Source organism: Lysinibacillus sp. RC79 (assembly GCF_041262405.1).
Classification (GTDB): domain Bacteria; phylum Bacillota; class Bacilli; order Bacillales_A; family Planococcaceae; genus Lysinibacillus.
Genome location: NZ_JBGCCD010000024.1, coordinates 14,158 through 31,402, shown reverse-complemented (window position 1 = coordinate 31,402; position 17,245 = coordinate 14,158). Strand labels below are relative to the sequence as shown.

Genomic DNA, 17,245 nt, shown 5'->3' with positions numbered 1-17,245 from the left:
AAAATGTTGAATACTGGCCTTTTCGTTATTAACTTATTTACTTAACTGATATCTTTTAACTGCAAGGAAATTAGCGGAGGAAAAAACAACTTATTAAAGTTAACTTACATCTTTCATTGCATCGCTATCATACTTATATTTAAAAATTATCGCGAAAGCAATTGCGAGAACGAGTGTATACGCTCCAAAAACCAACCAAATATTTTGCCAATTTCTCACACCATCTACAGTGAAAAAATCAACTACCTTTCCACTAATAATAGCTCCTGCATAGGCACCAACCCCATTTACCATTGTGCTGAATAAGCCTTGAGCGCTTGCACGAATTCGATGATCCACTTCATTTTCTACAAAGATAGCTCCCGAAATATTAAAGAAATCAAATGCACAACCGTAAACAATCATCGATAGTATTAACAAGAGGAATCCTACATCGGATGGATTTCCGAATCCGAAGAATACAAATCGTAACGTCCATGCCAACATACTAATTAGAATTACTTTCTTAATTCCATATCTACGTAAGAAGAATGGAATCGTAAGAATAAAGAATACTTCTGACATCTGTGACACTGATAATAAAATAGCTGGATATTTAACGGCAAAACTATCTTTATAGTCAGGGTTCAACGCAAAGTCATGTAAAAATGGATCGCCAAATGTATTCGTAATTTGTAATGCAGCACCTAATAACATTGCAAAAACGAAAAACATTGCCATTTTCTTTTGTTTAAAAAGGACAAAGGCATCTAATCCTAACTGACTTACCAGTGACTTGTCCTTTTTTATCTTTGATGTTGGGCAGTCCGGAAGTGTAAATGAATACAGTGCAAGCAATATCGAAGCACCTCCAGCTATGTATAGCTGAATATTGCTCAATTCAATTTTTGCTAGACTAATAATCCACATCGCCAGAATAAAACCAATTGTCCCGAAGACACGAATAGGCGGGAAGTTCTTCACTATATCAAGCCCTTTGTTTTCTAAGGAAACATAAGAAATCGTATTAGATAAAGCAAGCGTCGGCATATAAACTAGTGAATTAAAAAACATTACCCAAAACATAATAGAAGGATCTGAAATTTGAGCAGCTGTAAATAATGCAATCGCTCCAAGGAAATGTAATATTCCATATAAAATATTTGCTTTTACCCAACGATCAGCCACAATACCTATAAGACTTGGCATAAGGATTGCAGCAAGACCTTTTGAACTATAAACGACTCCAACTTGTGCGCCAGTAAAATTTAACGTATTGATCATGTAAGCGCCAAGTGTAACAAGCCAAGAACCCCAAATAAAAAACTGAAGAAAAATCATTAATCTAAGACGTGATTTTATTCCCATTTTTTTACCCCTCCTGATTAAGGTGATGAAGCCCATTTTAAGTTTTGAGTGCAATAAGATACTATTCTTTAGTTAACTTCTTATCATTTAGATAAAAAGGGTAGCATAAAAAGGCTCATCACCATAATGTGGGTTTGATTTCCGTTCCAGCATGGAGCTCTTTTTGGTGGCGTGAACCCCTAGTAGTCGCTTGCTTTCGCTTTAATCAATTTCTATTCATGACAAATGATTTAACTTTTGGTGATGAACCAATAAATATAAGATCTACATTCTTGTAATAGTTTCTTTCACTAATTTAATAAATTTATCTCTTGCTAAAGCTGCCACTTCAATGACTTCATCATGACTTAATGGTTGGTCTAAAATTCCACACGCCATATTTGTTAAACAGGAAATGCCAAGCACTTTCATGTTTCCGTGAATTGCTACGATTGCTTCCGGCACTGTTGACATCCCTACAGCATCTGCGCCTAATGTACGTATCATACGAATTTCAGCTGGAGTTTCGTATGCTGGTCCACTCCACCAAGCATAAACACCTTCTTGTAGGTTAATGTTTTGTTCCTTAGCTACCGCAGAAGCAATATTACGTAAATCAAGATTATATACTTGAGAAACATCAGGGAAACGAGTTCCCAATTCATCATTATTTGGCCCAATTAATGGATTTGTACCGACTAAATTAATATGATCAGTAATTAACATTAAATCGCCTGGGGAAAAGCTTGTGTTAATGGCGCCACAGGCATTCGTAATAATAAGATTTTCTACCCCAAGCGCTTTCATTACACGTACTGGGAAAGTAACTTCATCTAAAGTGAAACCTTCATAAAAATGGAAACGGCCTTTCATTGCCACTACTGTCTTTCCCATTAATTCTCCAATTATTAATTCGTTCGCATGACCGATTGCTTCAGATTTTGCAAAGTGAGGAATTTCACTATATGGAATTTTATAAGGGTTTACAATTTCATCAGCAAGAGTTCCTAACCCTGAACCTAAAATTAAACCGATTGTTGGACGATAGTCGGTTTGACTCATGATAAAATCTCTAGTTTCCGAAATATTCTGTGAATTGTGCATTTAATATTCCTCCTTAAAGAATCTTCTCAATAAATTGTTACTATTTTTCCATTTTGAATAACAATCTATTTAAAACAGTGTAATCGATAAAATAGCTAATTTAAATAACTTAAAATCATTTTGAAAAAAAGTATAAATTAATTTAGCTGAAATATACGGTAAGTAATCGCTATGTTCAGCTCTTTTTATATATAATGAAAAAAGACCGGATAATCTAACTTCTTCTTTAGTAAGAAATCAGATAAAATATAGGTAATTGTAAAAATCATTTTTTTGGAGGAGTATATGTTAAAGCAATTTGTGGGTTTAACATCACCGAAAACAAAAAGTCTAAAACTTTTATATAGTTTAGTCCGTAAGTTAGGGCCAGTTAGAATAAATACACTTACTGAATTAACTGGTTACAAACACGTAACGTGTGCACGATTATTAGATGAGCTTGTACAGGAAGGCCTTATATATGATAGTGGAACTGGAGAGTCGAGTGGTGGGCGTAAACCATTAATGTACGTCATTAATCCTGATATATATTGTTTGATTGGAGTAGAAATAACCAGTTTATACACCACGGTGTTGCTCCTAGATTTAAAATTAAATATCATAGATGTCGAAAAATTAAAGATGGAATCACACTGTACAGGAGAGTACACATTGAATTTTGTAACTCGATGCGTTAATGAGTTATTTGATAAACACAACATTCCAAAAGATAAACTTCTAGGAATTGGAGTAGGGGTCATTGATTCAATTGACAAAGATAGCGGAGCCATCATAAATTCTCATTTGTTCTCAGCAGGAGGGTGGGATCATCTAAATATCGTTGACTATTTACAACAACAAAATGCTACTCATGTATTTTTAGATAATGGAACAAATTTAGCAGCATTAGCTGAATACCGTAATAACTATTGGAATAAAACAGATAATTTAATTTTTGTCTCAAGTGATATGGGGATTCGCTGCGGTACAATTTTGCAAGGTAGATTGGTTAGTAATAAAAACGAAATGGCTGATGCTTTTGGACATGTTATCGTTGATGTACATGGGAAGCTTTGTTCGTGTGGGTCATATGGCTGTCTACAAGCATATAGCAGTTTACCAGCCATTCGTAATGAAGTATTACATCGTATGAAGCGTGGTAATTTTTCATCTCTTCAAGAAAAGGTTAATGATGTAGAAGATATCGATTTTCACCATATATTAAATGCCTTAGAGCAAGAAGATCCACTTTGTTTAGAGGTAGTGAAGGATGCAGCTTATTATTTTGGCATTGGTCTCAGCAATTTAATTTTCCTAATGCGTCCAGATATAGTCATCTGTGGAGGAACCTTAGTACCAAAACCGCTTTTCTACGAAGTGGCATCTGAAACAGCACATAATAGACTAATTCACTATCCTAATAGTAATGTCCAGATTATTAAATCAACAACAGCTTACAATATCGTAGCTCAAGGAGCAGGGTGTATGGTATTGGATTATTTTACTGAAGAGTTATTGTCATGAATAGTGGCAGTGCAAACAGGGACTTGAGTTGCATAAGCAGCTCTTTTTTTCAAAATTGAACTATCGGGACAGTTTAGTTGAATAAGAATTATCACCAAAAATATCCGATTTTGGGTTTAATAATGGTAAACTTTAAGATAGGACTAAATATTTTTGCTAACAAAACATGCTCTTAGCAATGTGAATAGTTGGGAGTGGTTACATTGATAAAAGATAAAAAACTTAGTTACATTGCTTTAGTTCCTTTTTTAATTTCCATGGCATTGAATTTCCCCTTTCCGCATAAAAATCCTTATGGCGTGGAAATCGCTTCGGTATTAAATATACCTATTACAACAGTAAATGGATTCAATTATGTTGGAATCACATCGTTTTTGTTACTAATTCTAAGCCTTTATTTACTTGTAAAATCATTAAAAAAGTATCATGTTCGATCGGTATTGATTGCTATTATGGTAGCGATTTTTACACCTCCTATTGTAGCCAGTACTTTTCAAAAAACTATTGCAACTGGCATTTACGCAATATCTTATGAGAGTCAAGAAAGCATTTGTAATTTTGAAATGAAAAATGAGACAACATTGCATGGAGTATGTGAACTTCCTTTTGAAAATTACAGTAGAAATAGTAACCAATTCACCATTGAATTTTATGAACGCTATCCATTTGAAGATGATGTACGAATGGAATCACTTATGAATAACGATGCCCCATATGAGGTCAGGTTAAGAGGGAAAGAACGTAAACGAGTGATGATTGAGACAGATATTGATGTGTCGCAGATGGAAAACCACATAGACGGTGGTCAAGCAAGTTCTGTCACAATTATTATTAAGTCAGGAGAAAAAACAAGAAAGTTATGAGAGTAGTATAAAAATCTAATTAAGCACTGGGGGCTTAAGTTTAGTAAGGAGAGGACTTACGTGGATGATATGATTTCATATATATTTCTCAATCGCTCCTGTAGCTCCACGTGACTCTATTACCACATGCATGCAGGCTCGTTAAACTCTTCTATGAGCTTAGTACGAAAATTATTGTAAAAGTGTCTAATTGCTCATCGGACGCCCCCAGGAAAGCGCCTTTTCGGAACGGAAATCAACCACTCGTTTTGCCGAAGAGCCTATTTTTTTTATAGAACGCCCCAATTTCATTGGCATAATGGTGTTTATTAACAACATGAAAAACAGCTGAATGTATATGTTCAGCTGTTTTTTGAGTATGTAAGATCGTAAAGAAGTTAAATCCTCCGGACGCAATTATGCCATGGCATAATTGATTAAATCCAATACAAGATCCTAAATGCATTCATTTATTAGCTTGATAAGTTTTAACTGCAGGTGGAACATAGGCTGCACATTTATCTAATAGTCCCACAACGTCTTCATCTACAAGTAGGGCATTTCGATATTGAGCTTGTAAAAATTGTTCGTTTTGCATATGGTCAAATAACCCAATGAGTAAATCGTAATAATGATTGATATTTAAAATCCCACAAGGCTTTTGCAGAAGGCCGATTTGATTCCAAGTGAATACTTCAAAAAATTCTTCTAACGTACCAGGTCCTCCAGGTAAAGCGATAAAGCTATCAGCTAGTTCCATCATTTTGCTTTTGCGCTCATGCATAGAATTGACGACGATTAGCTCTGTTAAATGTTTATGAGAAATTTCACGTTCCTCTAACAACGTCGGAATAACGCCAATCACCTTACCACCTTCACGAAGAACCGTGTCTGCGACTGTTCCCATCACACCTACACTCGCTCCGCCATAAATTAAGGTAATATTACGTTTTGCTAATTCTTTTCCTAGAAGAATAGCTCCTTCTTTATATGCCTCAGAAGCACCGATGCTTGATCCGCAAAATACTGCAATACTATCCATCATTGTTCCTCCATATCTAATAGATTTCTTTCCGCATTAACGGGTAGTGAACTGTAAGCGGGGGATGAAAAAACCCCACTGATTCAAGTTTCACTTTTATAGTATAATTTAATTTTGATAGGAAAGAAATGGAGGAAATAGAAATGGAATTAAATGAGTTTCAAAAATGGGTGAAGGATTACTATGATACACGTGGTTGGTCGGATTTAAGTATTTTTACGCGTATTGGTTTTCTAGCTGAAGAAACTGGGGAAGTAGCGAGAGCTATACGAGCGTTAGAAATTGGTAGGGATAGACCAGATGAAAAGATTCAAACTTATGAAGAAAATAAGCAAGAATTAGTAGAGGAGCTTGGAGACGTTTTAGGGAATATTATTGTTATCGCTAATAAATATGATATTTCACTGGAAGAAATTTTTTCAGCCCATCAGGAAAAGCTAATGGAGCGTTATAAAGCATAAAAATACATATGGAAGGGGGATTAATATGGATTATCAAGTAGAGATTTTATTAGAAAAGCACGATGACTTTACTACGTTCTTAAATACAAAGATTAAAGAGTACAACGATGAACATTCACCGTATCATAAAGAAAGTAGACAAAAGGGTTCTGTTCGTCCATTAAACTTAATCGTAACCGATCATCAACAGCAATGGATTGGCGGAATCACTGCTGAGGTGTATTGGGGGTGGGTAGAAATCAATAAGTTTTGGTTTAGTAAAGAATTCCGTGGAAAAGGCATTGGTGGACAGCTACTAGCGAAAGCTGAAGAAACAGCCAAGCAAATGGGAGCAACGAAGGCATTGCTAACTACATATGACTTTCAAGCACGTACGTTTTATGAAGCGAGGGGCTATGAGATTGTAGGTGAAATAAAAGATTATCCGCCTGGAAGTAGCTATTATACAATGGTAAAAAATCTACTTTAAGTTTAGAAAGGCTGTCTGTTTAGCACTTTGTGACAGCCTTCTGTTATATCCTTATTTATCCTCAAATCACAACTAATCAAATTCAATAAGTTTCTCCAAGTTTCTCCAAGTTCCTGTAACCACACCAGAATTGCCAACCTCAATTATTTAAATGTTTAATGCCATTTTCTATAGGTACGTAATCAGATTATTGTTTTAAAAATATATGGCTGAAAGATGACTAAAAAAACGCACTAATGCCAAACTTATAATAAAGGGGAGATTAGTGTGTATTCGATATCAAATTTTAAATTACTTGTTGATAAGCAGACAGAAATTGATACCATTCATCAAAATTGTGATCAATTAATACAGACAACTGTAACACCAAAATTGGATGCGGAAGTCAATACTTTGTTAGATGCCATAAATAAAAAACTAACCGAACAAGGCTTTACGATTACAGTGACATCTACTGGACTAATTGCAAAATATAGTGAAGCAGTTATTAATGTTGACAAGCATTCGAAAGATTTGGAGGAGTGCTTTTTCATTAATTTAAATAATTATGCGGAGGATCAAGTTGCCATTGTTTTAGACGTTTCTGATACAATGATGCCGAAAATCTCCAATAATCTCGATGGCTACGCTGAGATTATCGAGCAAATGACCGATACATTAAAGTACGCAAAAAGTCTTGAAAAAGCTTGTACTTCACCAAAGTTTATTTATAAAACTCAAAGCAATATCATTTTCAATTCTGCAGATGAAGTAGTCAATCATTATTTTCAGTAAAGAACAGCCACCCTAATAGATATATAGGGTGGCCGATAAAGGAAGTGCTATTGATTATATATTCCCGCTACAATATTTTAAACAATAAACCTTCTTCCGAATAATAACAGTATCATCGATAGGATGAAGAAATATAGTGGCATGATCATCAATGAACCATTATGCAGGAAACTCATACCTGACGTTATGAAGCTTACTAGTAAGTAATAGCCTAAGCTGAAAATCGCGCCAGCTGTCCCGATAACGTCCTGAAAGTTAACAAGCGCAAGGCTTAAACAATTAGGTAGAGCAATCCCTGATCCTAATAACGTAATAAAAATGGTTACTAAAATCCCTATTAGTAAGACGATATTAGGCAATGGTAATGTACTAACGATTAGTAGTAATAAAGCACCGACAGTCATCACAAAACAACCGAGATGAATTACTTTTTCTGGCTGATATTTGTTGACGAGTCTTTTGGAAATCATGGCACCAATAATAGAGGCAAGAGCCACAATTATGCCAAGAAAACCATAAAGTCCTGGTGATAAATTGAAATGGTCAATAAAGATAAAGGGAGCTTCAGCATAATAACTGAATAACACGCCATTTATCCCACCAATCAGCAATCCAAATACAAGAACCCTTGGTGATGAAATAATACGTTTTACAACTGGGAAAATAGCAATTCTTTTTCTCGCTGATTTATCTGTTGTTTCAGGAAGTCTGAAATAAGCGTAGATAAACAACAAAATACTCATCGCAACGAGCACAAAGAAAACAGCTCTAAAACCTAGTGCTTGATCGACCCAGCCACCAATCAGTGGCCCTACAGCAGGGGTAAAGGCAATCACCGCAGAAATTTGGGCAAACATCGCATGCCTTTTACTGCCAGATACGCTTTCTCGCAAAATGGTTTGCGTAATTATCGAGCCTGTCGCCGCCCCAAAAGCTTGTATAATTCTACTTACTAGTAGAAAAGTAATTGTTTCTGCGTAAAAACACATGAAACTCCCAATACCATAAAAAATTAAACCGCCAAGCATGGCCGGTCTTCGTCCAATAAAATCAGAAATCCATCCCCAACAAAAGACACCAATAGCAAACCCTATAAAATAAATACTTAAGGTTAACTGAACAGAGCTATTAGAAGCATTGAATGCGTCTGAAATATCAGGTAGAGATGGTGTATAAATTGTCTCGCTAATCTGTGGAAAAGCTACAAGAACAATCATTAATAGTAAAGATGGTGCTACATATTTTTTCAACTTAATGCCCTCCTACAAGCAAAATCTACTTCTTTAGAAAAGAGTAGACGTAGCTAGGGAAACGGCGGGACCATTATAAGTATTCGTTCATAAGATGTCATTTTCAATCACCTAAATATGCTTAAAGTAGGAGTGCATAGTCTAGCTTCTATTATATAGATATTTGCTATTTTTAATAGACTTAAATAGAAATTATTTCAACATTTATTGAAATTTAGGTGGATGATTATGGTATAAGGTTTGAGTGACATGTGTTTAAAACCGTTGCTATGTGTAAAAGTTGATTGGAGTGGAGACTGAGCGACTCCTTGGGGATCAGCAATAGAGGAACGAAGGCTAAAACCATCACATCCTGTGATAACGCCTTCGTGACCAACATCCTTTTGGCCCAAGCGGCTCATCGGACGCCCCCAGGAAGCTTTGCTTTGTGCGAAAGCGTAGCGACAGCAACAACAAAGCGCTCAGTCGGAACGGAAATCAACCACACGTTATGATGATAAATCTAAATTTTTTAAAAATTCCACTTGTACATAATAGAGTATGCATATAAAATAGAAACAAATGTTCTTAAGTAAGGAGAAAAGAATGACTACATTTAATCAATTACAGTTAGTATTATTCGATGCAAATGATATTCCAGGATTAATTGCTCTTTCTGATTCTGTCGGGTGGGATTACGATGAGTTAGAAATTAGAACGGTGATGATGTCAGGCAAAATATTTGGGCACAAAAATGCTGAGGGGGAGATTGTTTCAAGTGCTGCCATAATCACATATGATTCAAATTTAGCTTCGATAGGTATGGTCATTGTGCATGAAAATTATAGAGGGCTCGGTCTAGGCAAGTTAGCTACTCAAAAATGTATTGAAAGTGTTTCAGAACGTACAGCAATTATGCTCGTCGCAACGAAAGACGGTGAACCGTTGTATAAGAAAATGGGCTTTATCACAGTAGATTATGTACATAAATATCTGACTGACAATTATGTCGGTGCCCATAACTTAACTTCTAATGAGTATACGATTGAAGATTTTACTGAGCAAGATTTTGCTGAAATTGTCAGCTTAGATGCTGCTGCCTTTGGAAATAAAAGAAGTAATTTTCTACGGAATAGGATAAAGCAATCAAAGCATTGTATCGTTGTGAGAGATCATCATGCAAATATTATTGGCTTTGGATTGTCCATTTTAGGTCCAATAAATCTAATTTTAGGCCCAATCAGAGCACCTGATTCTAAAACAGCCAGTCTCATAATTAATACTTTAGCGAAAGACCATAATGGAAAACTAAGAATTGATGTACCATCTGGTCATGCTGAATTTATAAAATGGGTAGAGCAAAGTGGCTTTACAGAGGCAAATAAACCTCCTGTTATGATTCTTCATGCCGAGAAAATACCGATAAGAAATAATACATTATTTGCCATAGCAGCGCAAATTTTCGGATAAAATCGCTTAAACAAAGTGAGCACACTTATAATTGAGTGTGCTTTTTTGTTTTTAAAGGATTTAAATGGAAGTATAGAGAATATATGATATCAAAGGGGGAGAATCAAATGTTTCCTAATTTAGAGACAGAAAGACTTTTGTTAAGAGAGCTGACGCAGGATGATGCGGAAAGTGTTTTTAATTGTTTTTCAAATGAAGAAGTCACACGCTATTATGGACAAGAGCCATTTATAGAGATACAGCAAGCTGAAAACTTAGTGAAATTATTTTCAAAGAACTTTGCTGGAAAAAGAGGGGTAAGATGGGGAATTGAAAGAAAGAAAACAAAGGGGATAATCGGGACAATTGGTTTTAACGGTTGGTCGCCTGTTCATAGACGAGCAGAAATCGGTTATGAAATTCATCCTGATTATTGGAGAAAAGGATATACTCAAGAAGCGGTTACCGAAATTGTGTCGTATGGCTTTGAGCATATGGGGCTGACTCGTATTGGCGCTGTTGTATTTTTAGAAAATGAAGCCTCAAATAAGCTGCTTACCAAAATAGGTTTTCAAAAAGAAGGAATTCTTCGAGATTATATGTATCAAAACGGTCAGGAACACGATACATTTGTCTATTCCATATTAAAAAATAGATAAGGAATGCTTTTTCTCGAGAATAAATTCTATTAACCTACGAAAATATAATTACGGCATCTTTACATACCTTTTATTGGTTAATAAATGGTAACTAAGATATGGTTTTGCACTTACTTTTTTCGGTTATAGTGCTAGTAAAGGCTAGAATTTTTATTAGTAGTAAAAAAGTAACTGTAAGGAGCTTAGGGAGAATGGAAATACAATATAGCACAGCTTATTTTGAAAAGTTAGATTTACTTGAAATTCTATATGCAGGGCAGGCAGCGTTAAAAGAAGCGCTACCTACGCACAATGTCAGTAAAAGTAATTTGGAGTGCTTTGAACAAATAGAAGCAGCCATTGCTAAGCTAAATAAGGAAATTCGAATTCTTGAGCTAAACATTATCCAGTCCATAGATTCAAAATAAATTAAATAAAAAAACTCATGCAAAAAATAATTGCATGAGTTTTTTGTTGGGCTTCAATCGATTTTAAACTTCTCCCTCTTTCATATTAGAGCTTATTCCTTCTGGCGAATCATCGTCTACTTTATAGGAACTACGTTTTACCACTGATAGAAGTAATACTAAAATACTTACAACAGCAATCCAGCATAATGTAACTGCTGAAGTGCCCCAAAGTTCTCCACTGAAGAAAAGAATCTCCTTTAATCCTTCAAACATAAAGCGGAACGGTAGCCATGGATAGATCCAATCAGCATAAAAACTAGGCAACATTTCTGGTGCGATTTGTAGAAGCGGTAAACCAAAGAACATTAAAAGAACGAAAATTGGTAAACTCGCAAATTGAATCCATGTAGTGATAGCTAGTATTAATAAAATAAAGGTTGCGCAAGTCAGTGATAAAAATAGGGCAACATGATTAAAATCTGCAAACTCAAAATCCAGCATCCAAGTAGTGTACCAAGTTAATAAATATCCTCCAAATAAACCAATGATCATGGCAATCAAAGCCTGGAATCCTCGGAATTTAAGTTGCTCCAATACAGAATTAAACTTGCGATTTCTTCCAGTGAACCATAAAAGAATAGCACTGATTAAACTGCTCATCCAAATAGGCTGGAAGAATGAAAGTGGTGCATTGCTTAATTTACCGGTTTCATGTACATTGACTATTTCACTTTGGATAGGTGTTGAATAAGTGCGTGCTTGATTAGCATTTAGCGGGATATTATTTTTTTCAGTAACAGCTAATAATTGGGCACTGACATTGTCATTCATTTTTTCGACCATTGTAGATAAAGCTTGTGTAACCATAGTTGCAACGTTTGCATTTTTGCCTTGGTTTATATAAATTTTTAACATTGCTGATGTAGGTGTTGGTGTTTGGAATGAAGCATACTTTTCTGAAAAATCTTTAGGAATATAAATAGCACCATACAATTCTTGATTCGCTAATTTTTCTTTCATTTCTTGTTCATTTTTTAATACAACCCATTTAAAGGGCGCTTCTTTTGTTGCTTGTGAATTTTTCTGAATCATCTCGACAAAAGTTTGCCCCATGTTGCCCTCATCCTCAAGAATAAGACCGATTGGAAGATCTTTAGGTGATGAATGGGCTCCAGGAATTTGTGTTGCTACAAAAATGAAGGATAATAAGAGTACAGCAACAAACGCTATACCGAAAAACTTATTTTCTTTCATAGGTATTCTCCTTTCAGATAATGTACATCGTGTTGATTATTTCTTAGTTTGATTATATACTCTAAAAAAATCACTTCCTATAATCAAAAGCAGCCAAAGTGTTCAATAATAAACATATAAAAAAATGTGTTCATTAAAAGTGAGGAATGATTCCATGACAAAAACGGATCGACGAATTATACGAACAAAAAATGAAATTAAACAAGCATTTTTCTCTTTGCTTTCTGAAAAGAACTTTGAAGCTATCACGGTTCGAGATATTACTGAGCGTGCCAATATTAATCGAGGGACTTTTTATTTACACTACGTAGATAAATACAATTTATTAGAACAGTACGAGAACGAAATTTTTGAAAAATTCAACGCTATTTTAGATGAAACTACCAATTTAGAGTTGGATATCAATCAGTTTAAAGATGAACGATTGCCTGTGATGATCCTAATTTTACAAGTGTTTTATGAAGAAGCTGATTTCTTAAAATTAATATTAGGTCCAAATGGTGATCCATTTTTCCATGAAAAAATGAGACAGTTTTTTGTGAGATATTTCAATGCTTATCTAGGTAATCGTATTGATAAAAGTAATTGGAGGTTTCCGATTGAATTAATATTAGCGTATAACTCAAATGCTATTTTAGGAGTTATTACGTACTGGCTACAACACGATACGCAACAATCCCCAGAGGAAATCGCCACTATGTTGATAGAAACAATGCTAAAAGGAACTTTTGAAGCTAGTGGATTACGTTCAATTATTGAAAAAGATAGTGAGTAGGGAAGATAACGAAGTCCCTTGAATTTAGCTAAGATTTAAATCATTTGAAAACTCAACGATATTTTCTGTATCACTGCTAATTGTCGATAATAAAAACTTATGGAAATCAATAATTAACATTGATTTTACTTATGTATTGAATGGTTGTAAAATAATGTTAGTAAGAATATCCATAAAGATTGGTATAAAAAAACAGAAAAGAGTGATGAAGATGGGCATTGATTTTCACAATAAGGACAATCAAACTACTTATACAACTCGACAGGCTGACCACTCGTGGATGGAAGCAATGAAAGTACTTGTCCCTATCACGAATACTTCGAAGGCTGCAGATATTGGCTGTGGTGGAGGAATTTACTCGAAAGCATTAGCAGATATGGGCGTACTTTCTGTGGTAGGTGTGGATTTTTCACAGACTATGCTCGTTGGGGCTAAAGAAAATTGTAAAGACTATCATAATATTACTTTCAAGCAAGGAAATGCATTGGCTACAGGCTTAGACAATGACAGCCTCCAGTTAGTACTGGAACGAGCTTTAATTCATCATATCCAAGATTTAAAGGCTTGTTTTCAAGAGGCATATAGAATTTTGGAGGATAAAGGGGTTTACATTATCCAAGACCGTACACCTGAAGATTGTTTATTAAAAGGTGATGACTACCATATTAGAGGCTATTTCTTTGAGCGTTTTCCAAAATTAAAGGAACAAGAAATTAAACGCAGACATAGTAGTGAGCTAGTAGGTGAGACACTTAAGGCAATTGGGTTTAGCGAGATTGAAGAAGTAAAATTATGGGAAGTAAGAAATGTGTATGAACAGAAAGAGCAATTGTTAAAAGATTTACGGGAAAGAACAGGTAGAAGTATTTTACACGAGTTAGACGATGACGAATTAAATGAATTAGTGAATTATATTGATAAGTCCATTTCAATTGAGAGTTCAATAGTTGAAAAGGACAGTTGGACCATTTGGAAAGGAGTGAAATGATTAGTTCTTTATGAAATGTATAGAGGAGCTATCCGTCAGTTCAGCATTTCTATCCGTCAATTCAATAAATTGAAGCTCTCGTTCGTAGTTCAAACGAGAGCTTTTAACTATTTATTGCCTACTAATGCGAGAATGTATTTGTCTCGATCTGCTTCCTCCTGCATTTTATTATCGACCAGCATTGCACCGTTTCTCACATTTGTCATATCACGGTCAACTAAAAATTGAACATTTACTTTTGCGGTTTTATTATTGACAGGACAGTCTCCTTTATATTCTACAACATCCTGTCCTTTTTGAGTTTCAAAATACACCCAATATGGATTTTGACAAGCGTTTGCAAAGCTGGATTCTAAAGTTTTACTACTATTTTCGAATGAATAGTTTTTAACATATGTAATATATTCATTATCTGTAATGTCCTTTTGTGGACCGTAAAAGTACCAGAATACCCCTAAAATTCCGATTGGCACTATCCACAGTATGTTCCTTTTGCTTAATTTCCCCATATTTGAAGCCCCCTTTATAAAAATATTTTATCATCTTTATACTGATTTTTGCTAGCTTACTATAATATTTTCTAGTTTATGATTTAATCTTATAGAAAACGTTTAGGGAGAGATATGGATTTTCCTCAGCTCGTCTGAAGTTTGTTGTAATAAAAGAAACTCTGAGGCTTATAATGACGTCATTTATGAAAGTAAGCAGGTATTCAACTGGAATTATTTGAATTAAGTCTCTACTTTTGGACAACTATTACACTAAGCTCACGTTTATCTTCTATTAAATAGAGGACATTACTTGCTACATTTTTAACTTCTTTCAGCGGGTGTCCAAACATCCGCTGAAAGAAGTTAAAGCCTCCGGACGCAATTATGCTGAGGCATAATTGATAAATGAATAGGAGGCACTTTATTTTTTACTGAGAAATCAAAATTACAAGCAAGGAGATTTACAAAATGAATTATGGAATTTTTCACTGGATTAATGATTTAGCTGGTCGCTATCCTTTTCTAGATAAAGGGATGATTTTCATCACTGATAGCGTTCCTTATGTCGTAATCGTATTTATGTTATTTTTATGGTTTACTGCAAACAAGGAAAAAAGAGCAGAAAAACAATATACTGCAATATACATTGTCTTTACATGTTTACTTGGATTGGGTCTAAACGCACTCATTCACTTTTTTTACTATCATGCACGACCATTCATAACGTATAATGTTCATCAGTTAGTACCGCATGCTGATGATTCTTCGTTTGTAAGTGATCATTCAGTATTAGTTTTCTCTTTAGCATGTACGTTGCTATTACGAAAAGACTCGTGGAAGTATCCTGTATTAGTATGGGCCATCTTAGTAGGTATTTCACGTATCTTCGTCGGAGTACATTATCCAGCCGACGTGATTGGCGGAGCCCTTCTGTCATTTGGAGCAAGCTTTGTCATTATCAAGTTCTCCCAAAAATTGGAGCCGGTCGTACAAGTTCTATTCAATATCTATAACAAACTAACGAAACATATCCCTTTTTTAGCCAAATTCGGGCATTAAGATTTAAGTCAGTGAAATTAAAAAGGTAAAGATGGAGAGCCGCATTTTAATGCGGCTCTTTATTTTGTCAATAAAAGAATAAATATATCTCATCCAGATGCTAGTAGTTTCACTAATAACTTTTCGCCTAAAGAAATTTTTAACATTTTATACATTCTGCAATTTGTAGGACAGTTCCTGCTTCTTCATCAAACCTGACCAGTTACTTTAAAAAGAATATAAAACATACCCAATTTACATTAGGATAAAAGAAGTTAAAGCCTCCGGCGGATGTCAAGGAATCGGAAAAGGAGTTCTTATAGGATGTTAGCCTAAAATCATCGCATCCATGCGATAACGGCTAACTGACCTGCATCATGCAGGCCTAAGCACAAAGCCGATTCCGGACGCAATTATGCCGAGTCATAATTGATTATGGCTCTATTAAATGTATATGAAATTTGAAACCTACCTGAAATGTTAGTATAATCAGTTGAGAACGAATGTTTGGTGGTTGTTTGCAAAAAACACATAAAATTTAACATAGCCTTTAGTATAAAAAAGTGGGTGGAGTTTCATTTTTCGCTTCTGAAAAATAGAAATAAGAATGTATTAAAATTATACCTTTATGAACAAAACAAACCGATATTACAAGGACTCAAACAATTGTCGCTTTTTATTATGTGATATTATTATGACTATATTATGATTAACAAATAAACGATGAGGTGTGATATAATGGAAGATTATGAGAATGACGTAGAATTATTTGCTATATCTAATCACTCAAAACAATATGACTACCTTAAAGATCAAACTCTAGAATTAGTTAAAAAATTTAATTTAAATAATCAACAACTATCCAAATTATTAAATTTATCTGTAAGCGAGATAGAACACTTAATGAAAGATTCAGATATCATCACAAATGAAAAGTCCGAAGAAATTGATAATAAATTAACAATGTTAAATTTCGGATTTGAAAATTTCAATGTAAAAGAAAGAGTTAAATTAATATTGAATGATTTGCTAACTGATTATATGTTAACAACAGAAAGTTTATCTAAAATCATTTATGTAGAAGAAAAAGATCTTATAGATTTCAGAAAAAAAACACTACTTGATAGAGATATAGAATTAAAAATATGTGTAAATATTACCTTTCTTCATTTTATTTTACATAAATAATTATAATATATAAAAATTAATCCCAAAAAAGAGCACTTAAGTGCTCTTTTTTTTGATGGTGCGCCCGGCATGCGCATGAACTATAGGGTGCAAGTCCCGAACCCCGAAGACAGAAGTAGAGGTTAGTTATCGAATGACACATATTACATGTTTAAATGCATTAGCGATAGTTCGTAATAAAGTGATAAATGATAATTACTTGGTTTAATCACAGCAGCCTGATTCCGACAAAATTGCACAAATTTTAATGAAGCTAGACGAATT

18 protein-coding genes are annotated in these 17,245 nt (G+C 34.5%); 12 read left to right on the top strand and 6 right to left on the bottom strand.

Features of this window, described 5'->3' with window-relative positions; genetic code table 11:
• Nucleotides 1-99: 99 nt before the first annotated feature.
• Both ABH968_RS19330 and ABH968_RS19325 read right to left on the bottom strand, forming a co-directional pair.
• Nucleotides 100-1,347: a nucleoside permease gene (locus tag ABH968_RS19330; RefSeq protein WP_370046578.1), complete on the bottom strand. Its 1,248-nt coding sequence runs from the start codon at nt 1,345-1,347 to the stop codon at nt 100-102.
• Nucleotides 1,348-1,611: 264 nt separating this feature from the next.
• Complete coding sequence (locus tag ABH968_RS19325) at nt 1,612-2,430, bottom strand: purine-nucleoside phosphorylase (RefSeq protein ID WP_370046576.1); 819 nt, start codon at nt 2,428-2,430, stop codon at nt 1,612-1,614.
• Between the two features lie 285 nt (nt 2,431-2,715).
• On the opposite strand from ABH968_RS19325, the gene ABH968_RS19320 reads away from it, so the two are divergent.
• Nucleotides 2,716-3,933, top strand: coding sequence for an ROK family protein (locus ABH968_RS19320; protein ID WP_370046574.1), 1,218 nt, complete (start codon nt 2,716-2,718; stop codon nt 3,931-3,933).
• Nucleotides 3,934-4,136: 203 nt separating this feature from the next.
• Nucleotides 4,137-4,796, top strand: coding sequence for a hypothetical protein (locus tag ABH968_RS19315; RefSeq protein WP_370046572.1), 660 nt, complete (start codon nt 4,137-4,139; stop codon nt 4,794-4,796).
• A 445-nt stretch (nt 4,797-5,241) separates the two neighbouring features.
• Here ABH968_RS19315 and ABH968_RS19310 read toward each other — a convergent pair whose 3' ends face one another.
• Nucleotides 5,242-5,817: an LOG family protein gene (locus tag ABH968_RS19310; protein WP_370046570.1), complete on the bottom strand. Its 576-nt coding sequence runs from the start codon at nt 5,815-5,817 to the stop codon at nt 5,242-5,244.
• Nucleotides 5,818-5,960: 143 nt separating this feature from the next.
• Between ABH968_RS19310 and ABH968_RS19305 the strand changes: the two genes are divergently transcribed.
• The 3 genes from ABH968_RS19305 to ABH968_RS19295 all read left to right on the top strand — a co-directional run bounded on the left by ABH968_RS19305 (nt 5,961) and on the right by ABH968_RS19295 (nt 7,521).
• Entirely contained in the window at nt 5,961-6,278 is a 318-nt protein-coding gene (locus ABH968_RS19305) for a MazG nucleotide pyrophosphohydrolase domain-containing protein (RefSeq protein ID WP_049667163.1), read from the top strand.
• A 25-nt stretch (nt 6,279-6,303) separates the two neighbouring features.
• Nucleotides 6,304-6,747: a GNAT family N-acetyltransferase gene (locus ABH968_RS19300; RefSeq protein ID WP_370046568.1), complete on the top strand. Its 444-nt coding sequence runs from the start codon at nt 6,304-6,306 to the stop codon at nt 6,745-6,747.
• 267 nt (nt 6,748-7,014) lie between these two features.
• Nucleotides 7,015-7,521, top strand: a complete 507-nt coding sequence (locus ABH968_RS19295) for a response regulator (protein ID WP_370046566.1) — start codon at nt 7,015-7,017, stop codon at nt 7,519-7,521.
• A gap of 77 nt (nt 7,522-7,598) precedes the next feature.
• Here ABH968_RS19295 and ABH968_RS19290 read toward each other — a convergent pair whose 3' ends face one another.
• Nucleotides 7,599-8,771, bottom strand: coding sequence for a multidrug effflux MFS transporter (locus ABH968_RS19290; protein WP_370046564.1), 1,173 nt, complete (start codon nt 8,769-8,771; stop codon nt 7,599-7,601).
• Nucleotides 8,772-9,356: 585 nt separating this feature from the next.
• On the opposite strand from ABH968_RS19290, the gene ABH968_RS19285 reads away from it, so the two are divergent.
• The 3 genes from ABH968_RS19285 (at nt 9,357) to ABH968_RS19275 (ending at nt 11,265) form a co-directional block, all read left to right on the top strand.
• Nucleotides 9,357-10,220 (top strand): GNAT family N-acetyltransferase, encoded by an 864-nt coding sequence (locus ABH968_RS19285; protein ID WP_370046563.1) that lies wholly within the window; start codon nt 9,357-9,359, stop codon nt 10,218-10,220.
• A gap of 107 nt (nt 10,221-10,327) precedes the next feature.
• Nucleotides 10,328-10,858 carry a GNAT family N-acetyltransferase gene (locus ABH968_RS19280; RefSeq protein WP_370046561.1) on the top strand — a complete coding sequence of 177 codons (531 nt, stop codon included), beginning with the start codon at nt 10,328-10,330 and terminating at the stop codon, nt 10,856-10,858.
• 191 nt (nt 10,859-11,049) lie between these two features.
• Nucleotides 11,050-11,265, top strand: coding sequence for a hypothetical protein (locus ABH968_RS19275; protein ID WP_370046560.1), 216 nt, complete (start codon nt 11,050-11,052; stop codon nt 11,263-11,265).
• 63 nt (nt 11,266-11,328) lie between these two features.
• Here the strand turns inward: ABH968_RS19275 and ABH968_RS19270 are convergent, their stop codons facing one another.
• Entirely contained in the window at nt 11,329-12,501 is a 1,173-nt protein-coding gene (locus ABH968_RS19270) for a YhgE/Pip domain-containing protein (protein WP_370046558.1), read from the bottom strand.
• Between the two features lie 154 nt (nt 12,502-12,655).
• Between ABH968_RS19270 and ABH968_RS19265 the strand changes: the two genes are divergently transcribed.
• Together ABH968_RS19265 and ABH968_RS19260 are read left to right on the top strand one after the other, a co-directional pair.
• Nucleotides 12,656-13,276 (top strand): TetR/AcrR family transcriptional regulator, encoded by a 621-nt coding sequence (locus tag ABH968_RS19265; protein ID WP_370046556.1) that lies wholly within the window; start codon nt 12,656-12,658, stop codon nt 13,274-13,276.
• A 211-nt stretch (nt 13,277-13,487) separates the two neighbouring features.
• Entirely contained in the window at nt 13,488-14,264 is a 777-nt protein-coding gene (locus ABH968_RS19260; RefSeq protein ID WP_370046554.1) for a class I SAM-dependent methyltransferase, read from the top strand.
• 107 nt (nt 14,265-14,371) lie between these two features.
• Here the strand turns inward: ABH968_RS19260 and ABH968_RS19255 are convergent, their stop codons facing one another.
• Complete coding sequence (locus ABH968_RS19255; protein ID WP_370046552.1) at nt 14,372-14,773, bottom strand: glucosamine 6-phosphate synthetase; 402 nt, start codon at nt 14,771-14,773, stop codon at nt 14,372-14,374.
• Between the two features lie 450 nt (nt 14,774-15,223).
• Between ABH968_RS19255 and ABH968_RS19250 the strand changes: the two genes are divergently transcribed.
• Both ABH968_RS19250 and ABH968_RS19245 read left to right on the top strand, forming a co-directional pair.
• Nucleotides 15,224-15,814, top strand: coding sequence for an undecaprenyl-diphosphatase (locus tag ABH968_RS19250; protein ID WP_370046550.1), 591 nt, complete (start codon nt 15,224-15,226; stop codon nt 15,812-15,814).
• 717 nt (nt 15,815-16,531) lie between these two features.
• Nucleotides 16,532-16,981: an HTH domain-containing protein gene (locus ABH968_RS19245; RefSeq protein WP_370046548.1), complete on the top strand. Its 450-nt coding sequence runs from the start codon at nt 16,532-16,534 to the stop codon at nt 16,979-16,981.
• Nucleotides 16,982-17,245: the final 264 nt, after the last annotated feature.

Bases quoted from the DNA above. Each gene is read 5' to 3' on its own strand.
- ABH968_RS19330 (WP_370046578.1), bottom strand. From the start codon at position 1,347: ATGGGAATAAAATCACGTCTTAGATTAATGATTTTTCTTCAGTTTTTT.
- ABH968_RS19325 (WP_370046576.1), bottom strand. From the start codon at position 2,430: ATGCACAATTCACAGAATATTTCGGAAACTAGAGATTTTATCATGAGT.
- ABH968_RS19320 (WP_370046574.1), top strand. From the start codon at position 2,716: ATGTTAAAGCAATTTGTGGGTTTAACATCACCGAAAACAAAAAGTCTA.
- ABH968_RS19310 (WP_370046570.1), bottom strand. From the start codon at position 5,817: ATGGATAGTATTGCAGTATTTTGCGGATCAAGCATCGGTGCTTCTGAG.
- ABH968_RS19305 (WP_049667163.1), top strand. From the start codon at position 5,961: ATGGAATTAAATGAGTTTCAAAAATGGGTGAAGGATTACTATGATACA.
- ABH968_RS19300 (WP_370046568.1), top strand. From the start codon at position 6,304: ATGGATTATCAAGTAGAGATTTTATTAGAAAAGCACGATGACTTTACT.
- ABH968_RS19285 (WP_370046563.1), top strand. From the start codon at position 9,357: ATGACTACATTTAATCAATTACAGTTAGTATTATTCGATGCAAATGAT.
- ABH968_RS19280 (WP_370046561.1), top strand. From the start codon at position 10,328: ATGTTTCCTAATTTAGAGACAGAAAGACTTTTGTTAAGAGAGCTGACG.
- ABH968_RS19275 (WP_370046560.1), top strand. From the start codon at position 11,050: ATGGAAATACAATATAGCACAGCTTATTTTGAAAAGTTAGATTTACTT.
- ABH968_RS19270 (WP_370046558.1), bottom strand. From the start codon at position 12,501: ATGAAAGAAAATAAGTTTTTCGGTATAGCGTTTGTTGCTGTACTCTTA.
- ABH968_RS19265 (WP_370046556.1), top strand. From the start codon at position 12,656: ATGACAAAAACGGATCGACGAATTATACGAACAAAAAATGAAATTAAA.
- ABH968_RS19260 (WP_370046554.1), top strand. From the start codon at position 13,488: ATGGGCATTGATTTTCACAATAAGGACAATCAAACTACTTATACAACT.
- ABH968_RS19255 (WP_370046552.1), bottom strand. From the start codon at position 14,773: ATGGGGAAATTAAGCAAAAGGAACATACTGTGGATAGTGCCAATCGGA.
- ABH968_RS19250 (WP_370046550.1), top strand. From the start codon at position 15,224: ATGAATTATGGAATTTTTCACTGGATTAATGATTTAGCTGGTCGCTAT.
- ABH968_RS19245 (WP_370046548.1), top strand. From the start codon at position 16,532: ATGGAAGATTATGAGAATGACGTAGAATTATTTGCTATATCTAATCAC.